The sequence below is a fragment of the Novipirellula artificiosorum genome (assembly GCF_007860135.1).
Lineage (GTDB): Bacteria > Planctomycetota > Planctomycetia > Pirellulales > Pirellulaceae > Novipirellula_A > Novipirellula_A artificiosorum.
The window spans coordinates 300,546-321,151 of record NZ_SJPV01000002.1 but is presented as its reverse complement, the minus strand read 5'-3'; the positions used below and the strand labels follow the sequence as shown (position 1 = coordinate 321,151).

At 56.1% G+C, this 20,606-nt stretch carries 13 protein-coding genes; 3 read left to right on the top strand and 10 right to left on the bottom strand.

Translation table 11 applies throughout. From position 1 onward, the window contains the following. Positions 1-151 precede the first annotated feature (151 nt). A complete protein-coding gene (locus tag Poly41_RS06970; RefSeq protein ID WP_231615475.1) occupies positions 152-895 on the top strand; it encodes an ABC transporter ATP-binding protein in 744 nt (247 codons plus the stop codon). On the opposite strand, the gene Poly41_RS06965 is transcribed toward Poly41_RS06970, so the two are convergent. From Poly41_RS06965 to Poly41_RS06955, 3 genes are all read right to left on the bottom strand, one after another. Further along, complete coding sequence (locus tag Poly41_RS06965; protein WP_146525207.1) at positions 885-5,045, bottom strand: non-ribosomal peptide synthetase; 4,161 nt, start codon at positions 5,043-5,045, stop codon at positions 885-887. The two genes, Poly41_RS06970 and Poly41_RS06965, sit on opposite strands and share 11 nt — an antisense overlap. Continuing rightward, positions 5,042-11,881, bottom strand: coding sequence for a type I polyketide synthase (locus Poly41_RS06960; protein ID WP_146525206.1), 6,840 nt, complete (start codon positions 11,879-11,881; stop codon positions 5,042-5,044). The genes Poly41_RS06965 and Poly41_RS06960 overlap by 4 nt, the downstream gene beginning before the upstream one ends. A gap of 129 nt (positions 11,882-12,010) precedes the next feature. Next, a complete protein-coding gene (locus Poly41_RS06955; RefSeq protein WP_231615474.1) occupies positions 12,011-13,099 on the bottom strand; it encodes an ABC transporter permease in 1,089 nt (362 codons plus the stop codon). A gap of 212 nt (positions 13,100-13,311) precedes the next feature. Here Poly41_RS06955 and Poly41_RS06950 point away from each other — a divergent pair, with 212 nt between their 5' ends. Further along, entirely contained in the window at positions 13,312-14,430 is a 1,119-nt protein-coding gene (locus Poly41_RS06950; RefSeq protein WP_146525703.1) for a S49 family peptidase, read from the top strand. A gap of 57 nt (positions 14,431-14,487) precedes the next feature. Here the strand turns inward: Poly41_RS06950 and Poly41_RS06945 are convergent, their stop codons facing one another. Further along, a complete protein-coding gene (locus tag Poly41_RS06945; protein ID WP_146525205.1) occupies positions 14,488-15,363 on the bottom strand; it encodes a hypothetical protein in 876 nt (291 codons plus the stop codon). Positions 15,364-15,576: 213 nt separating this feature from the next. On the opposite strand from Poly41_RS06945, the gene Poly41_RS06940 reads away from it, so the two are divergent. Beyond that, positions 15,577-16,740, top strand: coding sequence for a transposase (locus Poly41_RS06940; RefSeq protein ID WP_146525204.1), 1,164 nt, complete (start codon positions 15,577-15,579; stop codon positions 16,738-16,740). A gap of 189 nt (positions 16,741-16,929) precedes the next feature. Here Poly41_RS06940 and Poly41_RS06935 read toward each other — a convergent pair whose 3' ends face one another. The 6 genes from Poly41_RS06935 to Poly41_RS06910 form a co-directional block, all read right to left on the bottom strand. After that, on the bottom strand, positions 16,930-17,214 hold the full coding sequence (locus Poly41_RS06935) for a hypothetical protein (RefSeq protein WP_146525203.1): 285 nt from the start codon (positions 17,212-17,214) through the stop codon (positions 16,930-16,932). 54 nt (positions 17,215-17,268) lie between these two features. After that, complete coding sequence (locus tag Poly41_RS06930) at positions 17,269-18,720, bottom strand: sulfatase family protein (protein WP_197231129.1); 1,452 nt, start codon at positions 18,718-18,720, stop codon at positions 17,269-17,271. Positions 18,721-18,782: 62 nt separating this feature from the next. Beyond that, complete coding sequence (locus tag Poly41_RS06925) at positions 18,783-19,358, bottom strand: sulfatase/phosphatase domain-containing protein (RefSeq protein ID WP_146525201.1); 576 nt, start codon at positions 19,356-19,358, stop codon at positions 18,783-18,785. A 33-nt stretch (positions 19,359-19,391) separates the two neighbouring features. Next, on the bottom strand, positions 19,392-19,799 hold the full coding sequence (locus Poly41_RS06920; protein ID WP_197231128.1) for a DUF3459 domain-containing protein: 408 nt from the start codon (positions 19,797-19,799) through the stop codon (positions 19,392-19,394). Next, on the bottom strand, positions 19,741-20,010 hold the full coding sequence (locus tag Poly41_RS06915; RefSeq protein ID WP_146525199.1) for an alpha-amylase family glycosyl hydrolase: 270 nt from the start codon (positions 20,008-20,010) through the stop codon (positions 19,741-19,743). Before Poly41_RS06915 ends, Poly41_RS06920 begins: the two co-directional genes overlap by 59 nt. Before the next feature lie 44 nt (positions 20,011-20,054). After that, on the bottom strand, positions 20,055-20,393 hold the full coding sequence (locus Poly41_RS06910) for a hypothetical protein (RefSeq protein WP_146525198.1): 339 nt from the start codon (positions 20,391-20,393) through the stop codon (positions 20,055-20,057). Between the last annotated feature and the right edge of the window lie 213 nt (positions 20,394-20,606).

Below are 20,606 nucleotides of genomic sequence, written 5' to 3'. Positions count from 1 at the left end.
TCTCCCCAAAGCCTCACTCCAGTTCCTGCCGGAACCTAGTATGATGCAGCACGAAGGTATTGACTAGACTGTGGCGTTTGGCGGGTTTTCTGCGAAACAGATCTTCGGTCAACTTGCGATAAGAAACGAATTTTGGACGAGGCCCCGTTTTTTGCGCGAGGCCTACACCGACACACACACCGACGCGGCGATTGTGGATACAGATCAACAACCGGATTTATCAAAAGATTCAAATATTCTAGTCGAATTGCAAGAGGTCAGCAGGCACTATGTCGACGGTGACGTGATGGCGCTGGACCGAGTCAGCCTTGTGATTGGCCGTGGCGAATTTGTTTCCATTGTTGGCCCCAGCGGCTGTGGTAAATCCACTTTGCTGAACATGATCGGTGCGCTCGATCGACCGACGTCCGGCAGCATTCAGTTCGACGGCCATCCGATTGATGATGCGATGAACCTCGACCAGCTGCGTTCCAAGCAGATTGGGTTTGTTTTTCAGTCGTTTCACCTGTTGCCGAATTTAACCGCTGAAGAGAACGTCCAGTTGCCGATGTTTGGGGATGGACGGTCCGTGGTGAAGCGACGGAAGGTCGCTCGAGAGTTATTGACCGAGGTGGGTCTTGCCGATCGTGCTCAGCACTTTCCCTGGCAACTGTCAAATGGACAACGACAACGCGTCGCGATTGCCCGAGCTTTGGCCAACGGTCCGGCGTTGGTGTTGGCGGACGAACCGACCGGCGCACTCGATTCGGAAAGTGGCGAAGTGGTCATGCGGATGATGACGGAGTTCTGCAGAAACGACCAAACCACCTTGGTCGTCGTGACTCATGATGATTCGATTGCCGAACGTTCCGATCGCGTGATTCGGCTTCTCGATGGCAGGATTGTCAACGTTTGATATGATTTGCGAGTTCGCTTACATGGGGTTCCGACAGCATGCTGTGGTGTTGTCCCGGAACCTCGATCACGGTGACCTCGTCGGCAAGTCGAGACCAGCCACGATCGTGGGGGCCGGACACCTTGATCGGTACGTCGGTCGGTCGATACAGTTCGACCGGCACGCAAATGGATCTCAGCCGGTAGCGATTGGCTAGCTCAACATGGTGATGAAACAGCGCTTGCAGGTCCATCAGCGTTTGTTGCACGACCTGCTCCGGCACGTCATGGTCCAGGACCCCAAGTTTGTTGGCATGATCCCATAGAAACGGAAGCTGTTTCTCGGGCGGAAGCTCCCCGAGTTGCTCGAGCGATAAGTCGATGCCGTATTCGAGTCCCGCGCTGGGAGAATCCTTGGAACCCGCACTCTCGGTTGCTCTGGCCGGGAGGGTGGTATCAAGTAGAATCAGCTTCTGCACGTCTCGGCCAGACTGAAGCAATTGTTGCGTGACTTCGACGGCAGCCAAGCCACCCAGGGACCAGCCGCCGACGATCACAGGGCCGTGGGGTCGAGTTTGGTGAATGGCCTGGACGTAGTCCGCGGCCATTGCCTCCATCGTTGCCGGTAATTCCTCTTCGCCATGGAGGCCTTTGGAACGAATCGCATAGAGAGGATGGCGGGGCGAAAGTCGTTCGGCGAGATCTCGATAACAGACGACGATCCCTCCCGGAGGATGAACCAGAAAGATCGGCGTTTGATCGCCGCGGGTTTGCCACGGTGCAATCAAGGGATGCACCCCGCTTGACGGGTCCGTCGTGCGGTTGCGAACGGAATCGACACCGAACTTGGCTTCCATCTGAGTGGGATACAGTTCGGCGATTCGTGCGGATAGACCTCGGATGTCGGCCAAATCGAACAACAGCGAGGTGGGGACGCGAACACCGAGCTCGTCACTCCATCTCGCCGTCAACGTTGCGGCCTGCAGCGAACTGCCACCGGCATCGAAGAAATTTTCATCGAACCGGACCAAATCGGACGGAAGGGTTTGCGACCAGCCTGTCGCCAAAAAGGATTCCAAGTCATTGCGGGCGACGGTGATACCCGTCGAAGATACCGAGTGGTCGCGTCGTTTGGTGGCCAGTCGCTGTATCGCTTGACGGTCGATTTTTCCGCTTGCACTCTTTGGAATCGAATCGATGAAATGAAAACGAGTCGGTCGCTTGTATCGGGGCAGTCCGGCCACAGCGGCTTCGGTGTCCACCGGGTCGGTTGCAACGATCAGCGAGGCTAGCTGGGCTGCATCACCATGACCGACGACGCAGACGGCAACTTCCGTCATGGCGGTATGGGTTCGCAAGTGTTGCTCGATTTCTTCCAGCTCGATACGGAAACCGCGCAGCTTGATTTGATTGTCGATGCGCCCGAGGAATTCCAGCAGTCCGTCGGCATTGATTCGCCCCAAATCACCTGTTAGATAGGCGCGTCGTCCCCCCATCGCGTCCACCGAGCGGAAACGGCTCGCGGTTTCAGCCGGCTGATTCCAGTATCCTCGAGCGAGCCCACGTCCGCAGATCGTGATTTGACCGGGGACACCCTCGGGAACGGGTTGAAGTTGATCATCCAGAATCGCGATCTCGGTGTTTGCGATGGGATGCCCGATGGGGATCGCACATTTTGGACTGTGGTGGGCGGGAGTCTTGAAAGCGGTTGCCTCGATGGCTGTCTCGGTGGGGCCGTAGAAGTTCCACAGAACTGCGTTGCTTCGCTGGCTAATTTGCTCCGGCAGATCGGTTGGCATCGATTCGCCCCCGGTCCAGATTTGCCGAAGCCAACGGCATTGTTCGAACCGTGGGTGCAACACGATTGCCCGCAGAAAACTGGGGTTGGCCGTCAACACCGTGACGCGTTGTTCGACCAGGGTATCGACGATGTCCTCCAAATCGGGTGCTGAGGGCAAGGAGCTCTTTGGCCACACCAACGTCGCCCCTTGAGACAACGTTGTGAGGATAACACCCAAGCCTCCATCGAATTGGTGAGACAAAAGTGAGATGACTCGATCATCCGAATTCAGCCCGACCGCGTCGCGACGCCAACGAAGCGTGTTCGCAATCGCGCAGTGCTCAATCATGACTCCCTTTGGACGGCCCGTTGATCCCGAAGTGAAGATCACGTAGGCAAGATCCGCGGAATCAACCGCAACCCGCTGCGGTGACACGGCGTCGTTTTCTGCTTGCGGTTGCGATAGAAAGGTATGGATGTCGATCGTGATGTGGTCACCATGCAGGTTGTTGTCGTCGGTCATCGGTTGGAGAGGCCGGTCGGTGATGACAACGCGAGGGCGGACTTCGGCGAACAACTGCGACATCGCCAACGACGGTTGGTCGGCATCGATGGGAACGAAAGCGGCACCACTTCGCAAGACGCCCAGCATCGCCAAAACGAAGGCAGGGCCTGGTGCGACCATGACAACGATGGGCTGTTCGCGTCCGACACCAAGATCCATCAAGCTTGCAGCCAGCCGACCGCTGATTCGCAAGATCGCGTCAGGCGAATGCGAGTGATCAGGGTCCCCTGCTTGGATCACTGCGGAACCCGCACCTTCATCGAGACAATCACAAAGCGTCGCTAGGCTAGGAGTTCGTTCGCAGCAGATCGCCTGTTCGCGGGTCATCGGCCGTTCGTCCGTGATCACAAGGGCACTTGTGCTGCCCGATGATGGTATTGGCCAAGCCACCGAGGTGACGTTGCGGTCGCATTGGTCGATCAGGGCACCTGTCAATTGACGAAAGTTGGTCGCCAGTTGGTGCATGGAGGGCGTGCGGAACAAATCCACACAGAAACAAACGATACCGCCCATCGCTTCGGATGACGTATCGAAGGCGAATTCGATGTCGTAGTGGCAGGTCGGATGGGGAACGGGAAATGGTTGTTGCAACAAGCCTCCGAATTCCTTGGCTTGGCTTGCCGAGGCCATCAGGAAGGCTGCGTGTGCAGTGTCGGATTGCAAGTGCGAGTTTTCAAACGTACACAAGGTTTGAATCAACGGCCCTCGACTCGTGTCACGCGACGGGTTGGTATCCCGAACAATCTCCGCAAAGGGATATCGCTCATGATCCATTCCTCGCATCATTTGGCGAGAAGTCTGACCCACAAACTCTTGGAAATTCAGGTCGCTGGAAAGGTCGGTGCGAATCGGTAAGACACCCGAGAAGTAGCCGACGGTATCTTCGAATTGTTGCTCGCTGCGACCCGAAGAGGGAATCCCGACCAGGAACTTGGATTGACGACTGTATCGGCTCAGCAGAACTTGGACCGCAGCCAGGAGTGTTGCATTCGTCGTCACGCCACAAGTCCGAGCAAAATGTCGGATCTGTTCCGATTCCGCGATATTGAACTCGATTGGAATTGAGTGTGCTTGACCAGAAAATTGCTTCGGACGGCGATAGTCTAATGGCAATTCCAACACCGGCGCGACATCCTTGACTTGCTGTTGCCAGTACTGACTCAGCGCCTCCTTTTGATGGCTCTCGCAGAGGTGTCGTTGCTGCTGAACGTACTGCGCGTAAAGATTGCTTGCTGGGGGAAGCGTGGGAGTGCGGCCGGAAAGGACGGCTGGATAGATTTCGCTCAACTCCTTCATGATCAGCACCAACGACCAAAAATCGGTCACGATGTGATGGGTGGTTGCCACGATGACGTGATCGTCCTCCGCGACCCGGAACGTTGCCAATCGCAGTAACGGACCCTTTTCCAAATCGAAAGGACGCTGAACGTGAGCCAACACTCGACTTCGAAGTTCGTCGTCGGAACAGCCCTCGGCGAGTTCGCTTCGAATGTCTGGAAGCAGCGAGTCGCAAACGGTTTGCTGAAGTTGACCGCCGCTATCGGAAAAGGTCGTGCGGAGTGAATGATGACGCTGTGTCAAAATCTGCATGGCGGTCGTCAACGCAGGCAGATCCAAAGCGGACCGCGTGCGAGTTGGCAAGAAGACATTGTAGGCTGTTGCACTGGAGTCGCGTCGATACGCGTGCCACAATCCCTGTTGCTGCGAAGACATCGGGAACTGTCGCGACGCTCTCGCTTTCTCCTCGAGCAAACGCTTTAGCAGTTCTCGCTTTTGAGTCGCCGACAAACCGGAAAGCGAGGATGGCGGAGGCAACGGATCGGTCACGATGCGGGTTCCGGAGGTGTCGTGGCCCCAGCAAGTTCTGCCAGCAATCGTTCCACCTGTCCGTCATCCATGTGATCAATCGATGCGAGTAGTTGATCCGCTTTTTCGGAAAACAGTGAATCCGCTGGTGCGCTGGCCGGATCGTCTGGGTTCGCATCGCTCGAATGCGTACGGATACGCTCAGCCGTCTTTTTGGAGATTGCGTTGATCGACGCGTCTCGCATCAGTTCGGAAATGGGCACTGTCATTTGCAGTTGTTTTTCAATCCAGTTACGGAGTTCGACCGCCATTAACGAATCGAGTCCCAATTCCAACAACGACCGCGAAGGATCGAGTTGATCGCAGCGTAACCCCAAAAGGGACATCAACTTGGTCACCAACAGCTGCTGGATTTGGCGGAGCTGTTCCGGCGGGTCTGCAGCTCGCAGTTGCACCAAGTCAAAGGTCTGGTTCGGATCGGTGGCATCTTCTCGGATCAGATGAGCAAAGCGTGGCGAAACCTGTTGAGTCAACCCTAATCCGCGCCATAACGTCCAGTCCATTTTCAGCACACTCGCCTGCGTCGCCTGAGAACGCAATAGATCTTCAAGGCAGCTTGTTGCCTCTTCGACCGAAAAGCTCAGCACCCCCTGTCGTTCCAATCTCGCACCGAGTTCCTCACGTTGAGCCAAATAGCCAACCTCGCCTAGGTGCCCCCAATTGATGACCAACGCGGGTAAGCCTTTCGAGCGGCGGTGGTAGGCCAGTCCATCTAACGCTGCGTTCGCAGCGGCATAATTGGCTTGCCCGGCGTGTCCGAAGACGCTCGATAGCGAAGAAAATAAGACGAACTGTTCCAGCGGTTCGGATACCAGCGATTCATCCAACGTCGCGGCATGAAGATTCCAGCCACCTACCACCTTGGGGCGTAGAACGCGTTGCAACGAATCCAGATCGAGATCAACCAGCAAATGATCTTCCAGTACCATGGCGGTGTGGTAGATTCCGCATAGCGGTGGCAGTTCGTCTCGAATCCTCCCCAGCGTCTTGGCGACGTCGTGCGTCTTCGTGATGTCGGTGGGCATCAACGTTACGGCAGTGCCCCATGACTCGATTTCCGCAAGGGTTTTGCTGGCCTGAACGCTGGGCGATGTGCTGCGCCCGCTGAGGACCAAGTTGCCGGCACCGCGGCGGGCCATCCAGCGAGCAATCTGTAGACCAAAGCCACCGAGTCCCCCGGCGACCCAATATGTTTTGTCTTGCCGAAAAAACTCGCTGATGCCTTTCGAAGGTTGGGATGCATTCTCTCGGATGGCCGCATTCGCAGGCGTTTTGTGACACGGATCAATCTCCATTCGCCGGTCACTCTTGACACGAATCGGACAGGGATAGACTTCACTCGGTGCGCTACGGTAGCTGACGACGACTTTGCCGATGTGCTTGGCCTGTTGCATGTAGCGAAACGCGTCTCGCGTGTGATCGGCATCAAATGTTTCCAACGGCAATGGCTGCAGCGTTCCCTGGTCAAACTGTAACGCGATCCGACGCAAATTGTCGCCCATTCGTTGAGGGTCGGTCGTGAACAGTTGGTCGAGATCGATCGCAAATAGGGCCAAGTTGTTTCGAAACGGTGACAAGTCGATCGCCCGATCGCCATAGATATCACGTTTGCCAATTTCCAAGAATCGACCGCCGGTCTTCAAAAGCTGAAGTCCTTTTCGGATCGCTTCACCTGGTAGTGAATTCAAAATGGCGTCGACACCTTCCCCGTCGGTTTGGCGTCGGATGTCGTCTGCAAATGCCAAACTTCGGGAATCCCAAACCGATTCAATCCCTAAGGAACGCACGAAGTCACGTTTCGGTGCACTGCCCGCGGTGGCGTGGATGACCAGTCCGGCTTGTTGGGCCAGCTGGATCGCGGCAAGTCCGACGCCGCCGCTGGCGGAGTGAATCAGCACCGACTCGCCGGCGCGCAGTCGAGCGCACTGATGCAGCGCGTAATCCGCAGTCAGGAAAGCGATCGGGATCGCGGCAGCTTGTTGGCTGTTCAAAGTCCGTGGCTGACTGGCAATCAGCGATTGATCCACAACGGCATGCGTGCCAAAACTTCCTTTTGCGATGGCGATCACCTGATCACCCACCTTCCAATCCGAAACGGCATCACCGACACGAACAATCTTTCCGCAACACTCGGCTCCCAACATCACGGGACCCTCCGGCAACCCGGGGTACAGGGCCAACGCTTTCATCACGTCGCTAAAGTTTAGGCCAGAGGCTTGGATATCAATCACAACCTCGGTCTCTGCAAGATCGCCTGGATAGTAGACCTCGTAGCGCAGATCATCAATGCTGCTGGTCCGTCCTGTCGTCAAACGACTCCTCCTCCGTGTTCGGCAATCGGGCTCCACCGTCGGCGTTGGCGGAAACGTCAGCGTTGGCAATGGCATGCTGCTGTGGGGGACAAACCGGCGGACGTGCCGCGTCCCTTCGCGGTACAGCACCTCGTCTTCCGAGTCGTCAATCTCCAGTTCCTCTGCGAGAGCCACCCATTGATCGTTCAAATCGCTACCGGGAAGATCAATCAGTCGCGTACGGAAGGCGGAAAACTCGCTGATCAGCACACGTCCCAAACCAATCATCGGTGTTTGACAATAGCGGATCCGCTCGGCTCTTTCATCGATGGACTGCGCCTTGGCGGTGACGATCGAAAATCGAGGTGCCGGTTTGTTTGCTTCGGCTCGTGAGTCCTCCAAACGATGGTGCCACGCTTGCACGAATGCCAAGGGGGCCTCACATGAAATCGTCGTACTCTGGTCGACTTGATCGGCCGTCAGCGTGGAGTGAAGTCGATCGGTTGCCCGCAGATCGCGAGCGACTGGTGTCGTCGCATCGGTGGGTAGGTCCAAACCCCAGGCAAAGACAACATCGGTGATCCACTCAACCGGGATCGCACGGAGCAGTTGCTCCCAACCGGCCTCTTGCTTGGGGGAGACTTGAAACGAAGTGGCGGATACCTGCGTGAAATGATCGCCCAGTCGAACCTCGAACACATCGTGACCCAGCGACCGTTGGTGATCCACTAATCGGTTAGAGAGACCACCTCGATCGGCGAAGATCAACCATCGTCGTTTCGGTGTGGCCTTCGGTTGTTCGACGTCGGTTTGAGTGGGAGGATGGTGATCGGCTTCCCAGCGGTAACAGTACATGAATTCCGTAGTCGCTTCGGACGATGTCAACCCGCCGGCGTTGCGACTCTCGAAACCCTCTATCAACATGACGGTCGAACCCGAGGCATCGATCAATTCGAGGTCCGCCACCATTTCGTACGAATCCTTGGATCGGATTCGCGTATGCACGTGAACTTCGGTCAAGCCGCACGCATCACGACTGCATTGGATGCGCTCGATTCGATGTGGCAAGTAAAGGTCATCCAGGCGATGGTCAAAGTGGCTGTCGGCAATGATCATCGAATGGAAGCATGCGTCCAGCAGTGCCGGATGAAGGATGTATTGGGATGCATCGTCATGCAAATCATCCGGAAGCCGAATTTTGCACCAGGCTTCGCGGTCTTGTCGAAAGCCGCTGACGAAGCCTCGGAAGGCCTCGCCATAATTCAAACCAAGACGCTGGCAATAGTCATAGCATCGCGCCTCGGATACGCTCTCCGTACATAGGCTCTGGATCGCATCTTGGTCAGAGTGATTCGAAATCGGCCGATCGTCGGAACTGACACCGATGGTTGCCAAAGGATGCCAATCGTCGGTGCCTTGTTCCTTCACTCGCAGTTCGATGCGCTCACGGTCCGCTCGATAGCTTGTCGAGAGATCAAACGTTCGAACGTTGTCGAGGGCGAGGGGTTGGTGCAAACGCATGTCTTCCAAGCGGACACACATCGAAGGTTGTGTCGTCGCGTGCACGTCGGACAGGGATACCTTCAAGGCAGCTTCGACCATCGCCGCCGCAGGATACAAGCAATTGCCTTGAACGATGTGGTCGCCAAGGTAGGGATGAATCTTGGTCGACAGCTGACTTTGCCAAACAGGATCGGGCGCAGACGTGCGAGTGCCAAGCAGTGGATGGAAATCGTGCTGGAGTCTCGTCCGTTGGGACTCATGCGATTCTTGCCACAATCGTTGACGCTGCATTGGATAGTGAGGCAGCCGTATGCGAGTCTTGGGTTTTGCTGCGATGGCTTGCCAATCGATCGGAGCGTTCAGCTGATAGAGTCGCTCAAAGGCATCGCGGAAAGCCTCGACATCGTCGACATCACGATGCATCGAGGGAATCACATGAATCGGCTTTCCGGCTTCTGTGAAGGACTCGTTGATCGCGTAGGACAGAACCGGATGGGGGCCCAGTTCAATAGCGATTTCAAATCCTTGTCGCGCAGCAATCTCCATTGCCGGGCAAAACAATACCCCCTTGCGAACGTTTTGCCACCAATAGTCTGCATCGGTCAAAGCGTCGGCGATTGGATTGCCCGTGACCGTCGAAATCATGGGAAGGGTCGGTGCGAGGGCGGTGATGCCACGGAGCGACCGCTTGAGCTCTCGTTCGACAGGATCCATCTGGGGGCTATGGAACGCGTACTCGACGGCGAGTTGTCGGCAGAATGCGCCGAGCGATTTCACCCGCATTGCCACTTGCTCTACCGCATTGGCGTCGCCGGAAATGGTGACACTTTGTGGCCCGTTAATCGCCGCCAATGACAGGGAATGCTCGTGTCCGCGTATCAATTGACGTGCTTCATCCGCCGTGATTCCTGCGGCGATCATCGCTCCCCGCGAACTGGCGAGATCCATGGTGCGGCCCCGATGGACGGCGACGGCACAGGCGTCTTCAAACGATAAGGCCCCCGAGATGTAGGCGGCAGCGATCTCGCCGACACTGTGCCCCACGACAGCCGATGGACCAACGCCGTAGTCCTTCCATTGAGCTGCCAGTGCGACTTGGATCGCAAACAATGCGGGCTGAGCAATCGAGGTTTCTTGCAATCGCGATTCCGATTCGTCGCGAAGCAGTTCTGTGATCAGCGACCACGACGCGAGTTTCGAGAATTCTCGATTGCATCGGTCGATTGTTGTTTGAAAGGTCCCCCCGGCTTTGTAGAGCCGTCTGCCCATTCGCCAGTGTTGAGGCCCCTGGCCACAACACACGAACAAGATGCCATGTTGACGTCCCGCCGCGCTAATCAGACTGCTCGTTTCGGATGCATCCGCGTCGGTGGTGCGCAGTTTCGTCGCAATCGTTTCGAGGCTATCGCCAAAAACGACTCGGCGGGTGCGAAGATGGCTTCGTTGTTGACTGGCCGATCCAATCACCTCTGCGGCACTTCGCGGGCTTCCCTGTTGGCTTAGCCAATTGGCCCATTGGTTCGCCACGAGGGGGAGCTGATCCTTCGACTGGGCCGAGACCGGTAACGGCCAGCCGATTTCGCCGAAACGCGTGACGGAATCGTGGGCTGTCGACCCGTTGCGCTGAGGCGTTGCGAGATCCTCCTTGCTGACTTCCGCCAGCGAGGCATCCTCGATCACTACATGAGCGTTTGCACCTCCGTACCCAAATCCATTGATCCCCGCGATGCGTCGTCCTGCGATCGATTTCCATGGGGTACTTTCGATTGGCAGTCGTAGCCCATTTTCTTCCAGCCGGATTGCCGGATTCAGCGACTCGAAATTCAAGTGTCGCGGGATCAATTGATGGCGCATTGCCAACGCGACTTTGATCACGCTGGCAATCCCTGCACCCGCTTCGAGGTGTCCAATGTTCGTCTTGACGCTACCGACATAGCACGGCTGCCTCTCATCTCTTGCCTTGCCAATCACGTTGCCGATCGCTGCAGCCTCAATCGGATCACCCACTGGTGTTCCGGTGCCGTGCGCTTCGATGTAACTGACCAGAGAAGGATCGACATTGGCAGACTCGTAAGCTTGACGCATCAAATCTTGCTGTGCCGACTGGCTCGGAACCGTCATCCCATCGGTGTGTCCGTCTTGATTGAGAGCCGAGGATCGAATGACACAGTAAATATCATCACCATCGCGAAGTGCGGCGCTATAGGGTTTCAGCACAACGATCCCGGCGCCTTCACTACGGACGTAACCATTGGCACGCGCATCAAAGGTCTTGCAACGTCCGTCGGGTGATAGCACACCAAGCTGACTAAATGCGACGTAAAAGTCAGGCAACAACAACGCATTGACTCCACCCGCTAACGCGAACGAGGCTTTCCCACTACGCAAACTCTCGCATGCCATGTGCAATGCGACGAGGGATGACGAGCAAGCGGTATCAACTGCAACGCTGGGGCCACGGAGATTAAAGCAATAGCTGATTCGATTTGCAGCAATGCTACTGGACCCTCCAGTATTACTGTACGGCCCCAGTTCCGTTCGATCTTCAAAGCTCAGAGATGCAACGGAGTAGTCAAAACTGCTGATGCCGATAAAGACCGAAGCGGGGTGGCCATTCACACCCTCAACCGGCATTCCAGCATCCTCCAATGCTTGCCAAGCCACTTCCAACAACAACCGTTGCTGTGGATCCATCGCAGCGGCTTCACGAGGGGAAATGCCGAAAAGTTGAGGATCGAAATGATCGATCGCATCGACATAACCCCCCCAGCGGCTATTGGTTTTGCCAGGCTTGGTCGTGCCGCGCGAATAGAATTTATCGAGATTCCAGCGATCCGTTGGCGTCTCCGTGATCGCGTTTCGCCCCTCGCTTAGCAGGGACCAATATTGTTCGGGACTGTTGGCGCCCCCGGGGAATCGACAGCCAAGTCCAACGATGGCAATCAATTCGGAAGGGCGAACGGCGTTGTTGGCCACGGCTGCATCACTGGTTTTTTGGAACATGGACGACAGATCAGGCGGTGAACGATTCCTGACAAACCGTCGCTGACGACGCCTGCCGATGGAGAGGTTCCGCTGATGCACCCATAAATTTAGGTTGCGATTGGCAAGCTGGCGTCCAAGAAGCGTGGATCAGTGCTCACGAAATGCCTGAGTCGGTAGTAGTTTTGCAGCTCGCCATGCAGGCAATAACGCTCCAAACAAACCAATCCCTAAACCAATCAGGATCCCGTGCACCATCACCATCGGATGAATCGATGCATCCATGATGCCCCGTACCGCCGGTGAACGGCTCAGCCCCCATGTCAACAGCATCGCGGCGACGCATCCAAGAACGCTGGCGATCACCGCTAACATAAACGATTCGCCCATGATCATGGCAACAATTCGCCTCCGTGACCAACCGATCGCGCGAAGGATGCCTATCTCGCCCGTTCGCTCGATCACGCTGGTCATCATGGTGTTCAATGTGCCGATCGCGCCGATCAGCACGGCAATCATGGATGTCATCCATGCCATCGCCGAAGCGATCTGCATTCGCGTGTCGGTGGCAACAAAATCCTCGGTGGCCAACGGAAGTAGCTTGGCATCGACCGCTTTGATATTCGCAAGCACCCTGTCCATGGAGGCGTCGCCCAAATCGGCATCCAACTGCACGTTGACGTAGGTCACTTGGTTCTCGCGGCCCGTCAGCTCCTGTAGCAAATCCAAGGGGACGATCATTGAACCATTCTCCCATGTGCTGCGACTGGTGAAGATGTCCTGCACTCGATAAGCCTGGTCGAACAACTCAATTGTTTGTCCGGCCGCGACGCCCAGCCGATCCGCGAGATGGATGCCCAGCCACAAGCGACCGTTGATCTTCGTTGACGACGCCGATTGCGTCCCATCATCGGAACGTTGCGAAAACCGATAGTTCTCCATCAACCATGAATCCGGCTGCATTCCCATCGCTGGAATACCGTAGATGCCTTCGTTTTCAAGTGATAACGTTTCCAACAAGACCGCCGAGGTCCGCGCGACACCCTCGACATGGATGATCTGTTCTGCGAGTGACTCGTCAATCGAGCTGCTCAAACGATCGGCCGCACCTTGGCGCGAAACGACAACATCCACGCCGTGGCTTCGATAGACCTCGGCAAAAGAATCTTGGAATGTACGGGCGATACCTAACAGAGCGACCACAGACGCGATCGCGCTGGCCAATGCGAAGAGCGTCAACCCCGTTCGGAAAGGACGTCTGCGAAGGTTTTTCCAAATCAAGGACGAGAAATGCACGTGTCGGCCGCGGGTCAGGGGAACTTGAATCGTTTTACAGAAGTTCGGGTGGATCGGACCGTGCTAGTTTAGCCGATTGAGACAGCCGCGATATGACGATGGCTCTGAAAACCGTTGTCATCTCCGTTTCCTGTTACGTTCTAGTCCATCTCCCTATGCTCCGCTGCTTGGCCTTCTCCATCGCGTTGGTTGCCGCTGTCGGTTGCCAGCACAATCCGTTCCGCGTCAAAATGCAGGGCGACGTCGGTGGCGCGATGAATATGAACGGTAACATGAATGTCAGCGGCGACACGCGCGTCGATGGAACCATGCACATGACAGGTGACCTGGCCACGCGTGTCAAGACCGACAATACCGCGTCGCGACTGGCTCAAGTCACGGTCGAAGGAAACGCATTGGATGCCACGCGCATCGCGGTGATTGATGTGGACGGGTTACTGTTGCATCAGAATGCGGGTGGCATCGGTTCGATGGGCGAAAACCCCGTGGCGCTGTTTCGAGAAAAGCTGCGAACGCTCGAAACCGACGGATCGGTCGCCGCTGTTGTGCTGCGAATCGATTCGCCGGGCGGAGGTGTGACCGCGACCGACATCATGTGTCAGGAACTTCGGCGGTTCAAAACGACAACGAATGTGCCGGTGGTTGCCTGTTTGATGAGTACGGGGACCGGTGGTGCCTATCAGTTGGCGATTCAAGCCGATCACGTGGTCGCACATCCCACCTCAATCGTCGGTGGGATTGGCGTCATCTTGAATCTTTACAGCATGGAAGACACGCTGGGGCAATACAACATCGCTGCCATTCCCGTCAAATCGGGTGACAAAATCGATGGTGGGACTCCGGTGCGTGCCATGCAGCTTGAGGAACGCGAGCTGCTTCAACAGATCGCCGATGAGTTTCATCAGCGATTGATTCGCGACGTCAAACAGCGGCGGCCCCAACTCGTCGCTCCCGGTGATGGGCTTGAATTGCAGGATTGGTTCGACGGTCGTGTGGTCACCGGCCAAGCCGCGGCCAATACCTCGCTAGTCGACCAAGCGGGCTATCTGGATGACGCAATGGATACGGCAAGACAAATCGCGGGGCTCGGTCCCGATGCTGCCGTTGTGATGCTGCGCCGCGACAACGATCGCGCCTACACGATCATGGACGTGACCCCTAACACGTCTCAATTGGGAACCTTGTTACCGCTGAATATTCCTGGACTCGATCGTAGCAAGCTGCCGACATTCATGTACCTTTGGCAGATTGAACCGAGTCTGGCGACTCGATAGCAGGCCCCGAAATGCGTTGCAAACCCTTGCAGGCTCGTTTCATGCCAACGCGCCGACTCAAGACTCAGCGGCAAGTGTTCGACGCATTTTGCGAACCGCTTCCTGGATCATGAGCGGGAACTTACTACGCAAAAAATTGCTACTACCAAACCAGAGTTGCGGTTCATGCAGCAGGATTTTGGCTTCCACCAGGCAGGCTGAATTCAGGGAATCCTCGATCGACTCGAGCGACTGAAGGTGAAGATAGCCTCCGGCGCCACGGTAGGGCTGTGGCTCGCCCTCGACTTGGTTGCCCAGGGAATCGCGAGTCAAAGGTGACCATCGGGCAGCATATTCGTCCCCTGGTTCAATCGAATCCACCAACCGCCATGTTAGTACGACGCCTTGATCAATGTCGATTGTTTGTCCAGCAATCACTCCGCGCAGCAATACACGATTCATCAACGGAACCGCGGCGAAGCCGGAATAAGTGTTGGCGGAGGTCGGAATTCCATGCGTTGCCATCTCGGTCGGAGTCAACTCAACGAAGGCACCTGTATCCGAGGCGTCGCTTGCGGGGCTACCAAAAAGGGACGTCATGATGTTGCGATCCCGTAGGCGATCGAGACGCTCGTGGACGACAAAGCGAAAGTGAATCGAATGACCGACTCGTTTGCCCCCTTCGTCTTGGATGTAGTCCAAGTCGATCCAGATCGGCGCCACCACCGAGTCTTTGCTGAATCGATCCCAGCCGAAATTGCCCGCCAAGTCGTCTCGTTCACTCCGCGACAGGCTACCGATGAGTGTCGGAGGAGCCAATTTCAAGACAACGCTATCGGTCATCGCAATACCGTGAAGCGTCAGTTCCGTCAGCATCGAATCTTCGCCGCGTGCCGTGACGAACGTCGACGTGAGGATCATCGATAGAGTCAAGCAAATATTTCGATACATCATTGATTCCGGGTTCTCGATACGACGAAAGGCAATTTTCCATCGCGTCAAAAGCGACAAGCCTTTTGGCGTCAATCATGTTTGACTCGCTTGTTGTATTCTCTCGGCCTGCAAAAAAGAAGCTCACAATAGTTAAATAGGTGCCACCCACCATATAGACAGGCGGTTTTCGTTTTGGTAGACTGATGGCTTCCTTGCACTACAGGAGACTTACCCATGCCCCGCCCTACTCGTCTGGAACAGTTTGATCCCGGTGATGTTTGTATCGTGCATGTCGTGCAACGATGTGTCCGACGGGCGTTTCTAGCCGGGGTCGACCTGGTTTCTGGCCAGGACTACTCGTTTCGGAAAGAATGGATTCGCAGAAGAATGGAGGCGTTGGCCTCTGTCTTTGCCATCGATGTGCTCTCCTATGCGGTCATGAGCAATCACCTGCATCAAATCGTTCGCAACCGGCCGGATGTGGTGGCCGCTTGGAGTGATCGCGACGTTGCGATCCGCTGGCTCAAAGTCTTTCCTGGTCGTAGGATCGACGAGCACTTGGCTGAACCAACCGAAAATGACGTCATTATGCTGGTTCAGGATGCAGAGCGATTGGCGGAAGTACGCAAACGACTATCGGATATTTCTTGGTTCATGCGGGCTTTGGCGGAGCCGATCGCGAGGATGGCAAACAAGCAAGATGATTGCACGGGGCGTTTTTGGGAAGGTCGCTTTAAGGCACAGCGAATCGTCGATGAAGCTGGATTGTTGGCTTGTTCAATGTACGTTGACTTGAACCCCGTTCGGGCTGCGATGACGGAAACCCCCGATGCTTCACCGCACACTTCGGCATACGACCGAATCGAAGGCGAGCTAGGCAAAGAGATTCCTTCGGCAGCCTTTGACCTTGTTCCGATACCGACCGAGCAAGCAGGCAAGGAAATGAGGGAAACACCGGTGGATGAGCTTCGCAAAAAGCGAAAAGCGAAGAAGCAGAACCCGAGTGGCCGGCGTGTGCGACGCGATAGCTGGCTGGCCCCGCTGACAATGCATCCTGAGAAATTGTCAGCGGATGCCGAAGTTCATAAGGATGGACTGCGGGCGAGTGATCGTGGCTTTTTGAATCTATCGATGCGAGACTACTTGCGACTGTTACGCTGGACGGCACAGCAACGTGTCGATGGGATCGTGGCAAAGATCCCCACATCCCTTGGCAGGACGCTGTCGGACGTGGGCATTGATGCGTCGATGTGGCGTGATTTGGTCTGGCATTGGCAGCGTTACTTCGGCAAATCGTCTTGTGCGGGGCGACCTGACACGATGCGAGCTGAAGCGGAGCGAACAGGTCACCGGTGGTATCGAGGCCAGCAATCGGCATCGGCCTGTTTTGTCAGCTAGAGATAGTTACGAAGCCTTCGCGATTCCCGGGGTAGAGGCTTCGCCGCGCGCCCGAGACGGTTGGCTGCTGATTTCCTGGCATGATCCCGCCCCCGAACGCTGCGAGACCATTGCGTGACGCATTGGCGAATTTCGGTCGCCCTCCGCACCCGCAATGGGTATCATCGCATTCGTGTATGATGGCTGGCACTATCTGGGATCTGCTCGGCTGCGTTTCGGTTCCGGATCCACCGCTACGGTCAGCAAGCCATCGGCCTGTGTCACCTTGGCTGTTCCACCGGTGAGCACACGATTGGCGACAACCTTTGCCGGCAAGTCGGGCAGATGGAGGACACCATCCCAGTTCGCCAAAGCGTGCAGATAGACGGTGTTCTTATCTTTCGATCGTGTTGCGCAGCCCCACGGTCCCGGCTGATAAGGACCTCCGCGAGTCGCGTAGACGGATTTACCAAATTGCTGTAGCCACGCGCCCATTTGTAGGTAACGCTCACCAAGCACCGTAACGTCGGATGACAGGCGGTTGGGGCGTTAATTCGAACCGGAGGTTTCAGGTAGCACAAACGTATCCTTGGTCTGATGAATCCACTGGCGGAGCATGTTTCGATGAGTTTCGATGATTTCTTTCCTCTCGGGATTCTGGGCTAGGTTGCTCGTTTCGCCTGGATCCGATTCAAGGTCAAACAGCTGCTCTCGGATTTCACCTTTTGCATAAACGATGTACTTGTAGCGATCGCTGCGCACCATCCGTACTTCCGTCCGATCGTTGATCTCCAGCACCAGATAGTCTCGCCAGGCATCTTGCCTTCCCGTTTTCGTGTTTTCAAGGAGCGGTCGCAGGCTGACTCCTTCGAATGACTCGGGAATCGAAATGCCTGCGTAATCACACATCGTTGGCAAGATATCCAGTCCGGAAACAAGGTGCTGCTTGTCGACCGCGGCGGATGTCTTGATTGGGGGGCAAACAATGAGTGGCACGGCAGTTGCTTCTTCATACATGTAGCTCTTCGTCCGCAATTGGTGCGAACCAGCCATCTCGCCATGGTCCGACGTGAAGATGATCAACGTGTTGTCGGCGTAGGGCGACTGGTCCAGCTTTTTCAAAACCTGTGAAATCAAACTGTCCACGACTTCGGTCAGATGGTAGTAGGCCCAACGGTACTCGCGCCACTGAATCTCGGTGTCACGCCTGGTTCCGACTTTCGCTTTCTGTTGCCGTTGGCGAACCGCTGCCAAAAGCGACGGCTCATTCTGGATCGCTTCGAAGTTTGCGGGCAGCGGGGGAAGCTTGCTGGCTGCCGGAGGTGCCGGGTAGTTGTCGGGCTCGCGAGGATACTCGCAGATGTCATGAGGATTCAGCAACGAACAGACCAGCAGGAATGGACGATCCTGGGGCTGGTCGAGGAAGTCCAACGTCGCTTTGGTGGTTGTCGGATCGCTGCCCATTCCGGGACCCGTGCTTGGGATGCTGCGATGGACTGGGCCATCAAGCTTCAGGACGTCAAAGCCAGGAATCCCAGATCGCGGTCCGGTCATGAAACCTGGATAGGGCGCCGGAACATGCCATTTCCCAGCCCAAGCCGTTCGATAACCGGCCTTGCGGAACAGATCGCCCATGTTCGGAATGTCCTGCGGAATTCCGGGGCAAATGTTGTTCGACAGAATCCCCATCTCGTGAGGCATGAGTGATGTCACAAGCGATGCCCGGGATGGAGTGCAGACCGGGTAGGTACAATAGGACTTTGTGAATCGCATGCCCCGCGCCGCCAAGCTATCCATGGCCGGCGTTTTCACGTACGGATTGCCTGCCGCACTCATTGCCTCGATGTACTGCTGATCCGTGATGATGAACAGGATGTTGGGCTGGACGACGCTCGTTTCTTCTGCGGCGCAGGTTCTTGAAAAGGCGGTTGTTGCCACCAAGGCGGCTACCAGGCCAACCGCAGCCGACTGGATGATGTTACACGTTTGTATTGGTTTCATGTTTCTGGTTTCCTGCTGTGAGGTTTGATCGTTTGCTACTTCACCTCGCGTGAAGCGACTCTTTACCGATTTGTCGTTGCCGGCGGAGTCGAATCGTATTCCGGATTCGGTGTCATGCGAGGAGCATTGACGTCGTCGATCCATGCAGCGATGCGCGCGTCCAAGGCACTGACAAGCTCCGGATGCTCTGCTGCAACATTCGTTGCCTCACCAATATCGTGTTTGGTATTGTAGAATTCGTTCTCGCCGGACTCAAACAGGTGAATCAGTTTCCAGTCGCCGCAGCGTACCACCACGCGGGGGCGATGGAAGGAGGAATACCAGGGAAAGTACCAGAAGATTTCTCTCGATGCTAACTGCGTTTGCGGGTCGACGATCAGCGGCGAGAGATCGGCGTGGTCCAAGGGGTGGGCTGGATTCGTGGCACCTGCGAAGGTCAGAAATGTCGGATAGAGGTCCACGCGATTGATCACACGAAAAATGTAGTTTTCTGAGTACATCTTGGTGAGCACCCCCGTCGAGTCGCTGCAGCTGCACGGGTTCGGTTTGCGGGGGACCAGATTGGCTTTCGACGGGCGTTTTCCACCGCCCGTCGATTGAGTTTGCGAGACGTCGACCGCAAGAGCACACGATTCCAAGGATCGCAATACCGAAGTCAGGTTCCTCCGATATCACGATGACGCCCAAATGCCCCACGCCTGCGCCGGTAACTCTGCGAATCTCTGCTGCGACAATGCAGGACCGGCGACTGCCACCAGATTGGTCGGAACGCTCATCGCGATGGCCCGATCACTAATGTTCAGCAACACCAGCAACTGATTCTGCTGCGATCTCACTTGATAGGTGATCGAGGCGTTATCCACCTGTGTCACCTCGAGCTGTCCGTCGGCGATCCAAGGTCGCTCGCGACGGATCGCGATGAGGTCTCGGTGCAATTGCCAAATCGAAGTCGGCTGGCAGAGGATGTCGTCAGGGCGGCAAGGGAGCGGTTTTCGGATTTTGGCGTCGCCACCGGGACGATCATACTTGACCCCCTTCGCTCCTTGTTCGTCGCCAGCATAGATCGATGCGGAACGCATCCACGGTGTCATAGCCGTGTGATTCCGATTCGAAGATCGGGCCCAAAAGAAGCCCCGTGACTCCCAGATCAACGAGATAATCGAGCCAGCCGACCAGTTCCGTTAAGCGATGTGAGACGGGGCCAGACGGATAGCCGGGTGAGGCATTGCGGTTCTCGGCTCCCAAGAATCCTAGGGGATACAGATGATACCAGATGTCGTTGCATTTCATTCAGAATGCCGGGGCTGGGGATGACGCGATAAGGTAAAACCCTCTTAAGGTATCCCTCGATTCGGTTGTGCGACACACATGGCTTGACCCACGCTGGCAGATTGGTGCCGTCCAGCAGGATCACTGCGTCCGAAGGGGGGCAGCTCGTCGTTTTTGCCAGGTGTGACCACTGGAGGTTCAATCCACTGGAGGTTCAATCCACTGGATGCCAAATGCTGACCCGCCGGAGCGTACGGCATGTAGTTTTTAGGATAGGCGAATCGCTCATCACGAACCATGCGAACCTCGTCAAGACGTTCGTCGGCCCGCTCGCGGAAACTAAGGTGATTCCGTGGCGTGACTACTTCCTCGACGTCTACTTCTGGGAACAGAACTACACGCAAACGCCGACACTCTTTTCGTTGCGGGTTGCAAGCACAAATACACAACGTACTACGGGCTTTGGGATACGGATGAGTTGTTCGACACTGAAGCAATCACCTGGGAAGGGTTTCAGGTATTGCTGAGTAACGGAGTGTCGTGGGCGGCGCGTGGGAATACCAGTCTGTCGGAATTCGTAAATTGGATTTCTGCAAAACGACTCGGTGTTAGAAGTT

Bases quoted from the DNA above. Each gene is read 5' to 3' on its own strand.
- Poly41_RS06950 (WP_146525703.1), top strand. From the start codon at position 13,312: ATGCTCCGCTGCTTGGCCTTCTCCATCGCGTTGGTTGCCGCTGTCGGT.
- Poly41_RS06915 (WP_146525199.1), bottom strand. From the start codon at position 20,010: ATGAAATGCAACGACATCTGGTATCATCTGTATCCCCTAGGATTCTTG.
- Poly41_RS06940 (WP_146525204.1), top strand. From the start codon at position 15,577: ATGCCCCGCCCTACTCGTCTGGAACAGTTTGATCCCGGTGATGTTTGT.
- Poly41_RS06945 (WP_146525205.1), bottom strand. From the start codon at position 15,363: ATGATGTATCGAAATATTTGCTTGACTCTATCGATGATCCTCACGTCG.
- Poly41_RS06930 (WP_197231129.1), bottom strand. From the start codon at position 18,720: ATGAAACCAATACAAACGTGTAACATCATCCAGTCGGCTGCGGTTGGC.
- Poly41_RS06935 (WP_146525203.1), bottom strand. From the start codon at position 17,214: ATGGGCGCGTGGCTACAGCAATTTGGTAAATCCGTCTACGCGACTCGC.
- Poly41_RS06960 (WP_146525206.1), bottom strand. From the start codon at position 11,881: ATGTTCCAAAAAACCAGTGATGCAGCCGTGGCCAACAACGCCGTTCGC.
- Poly41_RS06920 (WP_197231128.1), bottom strand. From the start codon at position 19,799: ATGCGTTCCGCATCGATCTATGCTGGCGACGAACAAGGAGCGAAGGGG.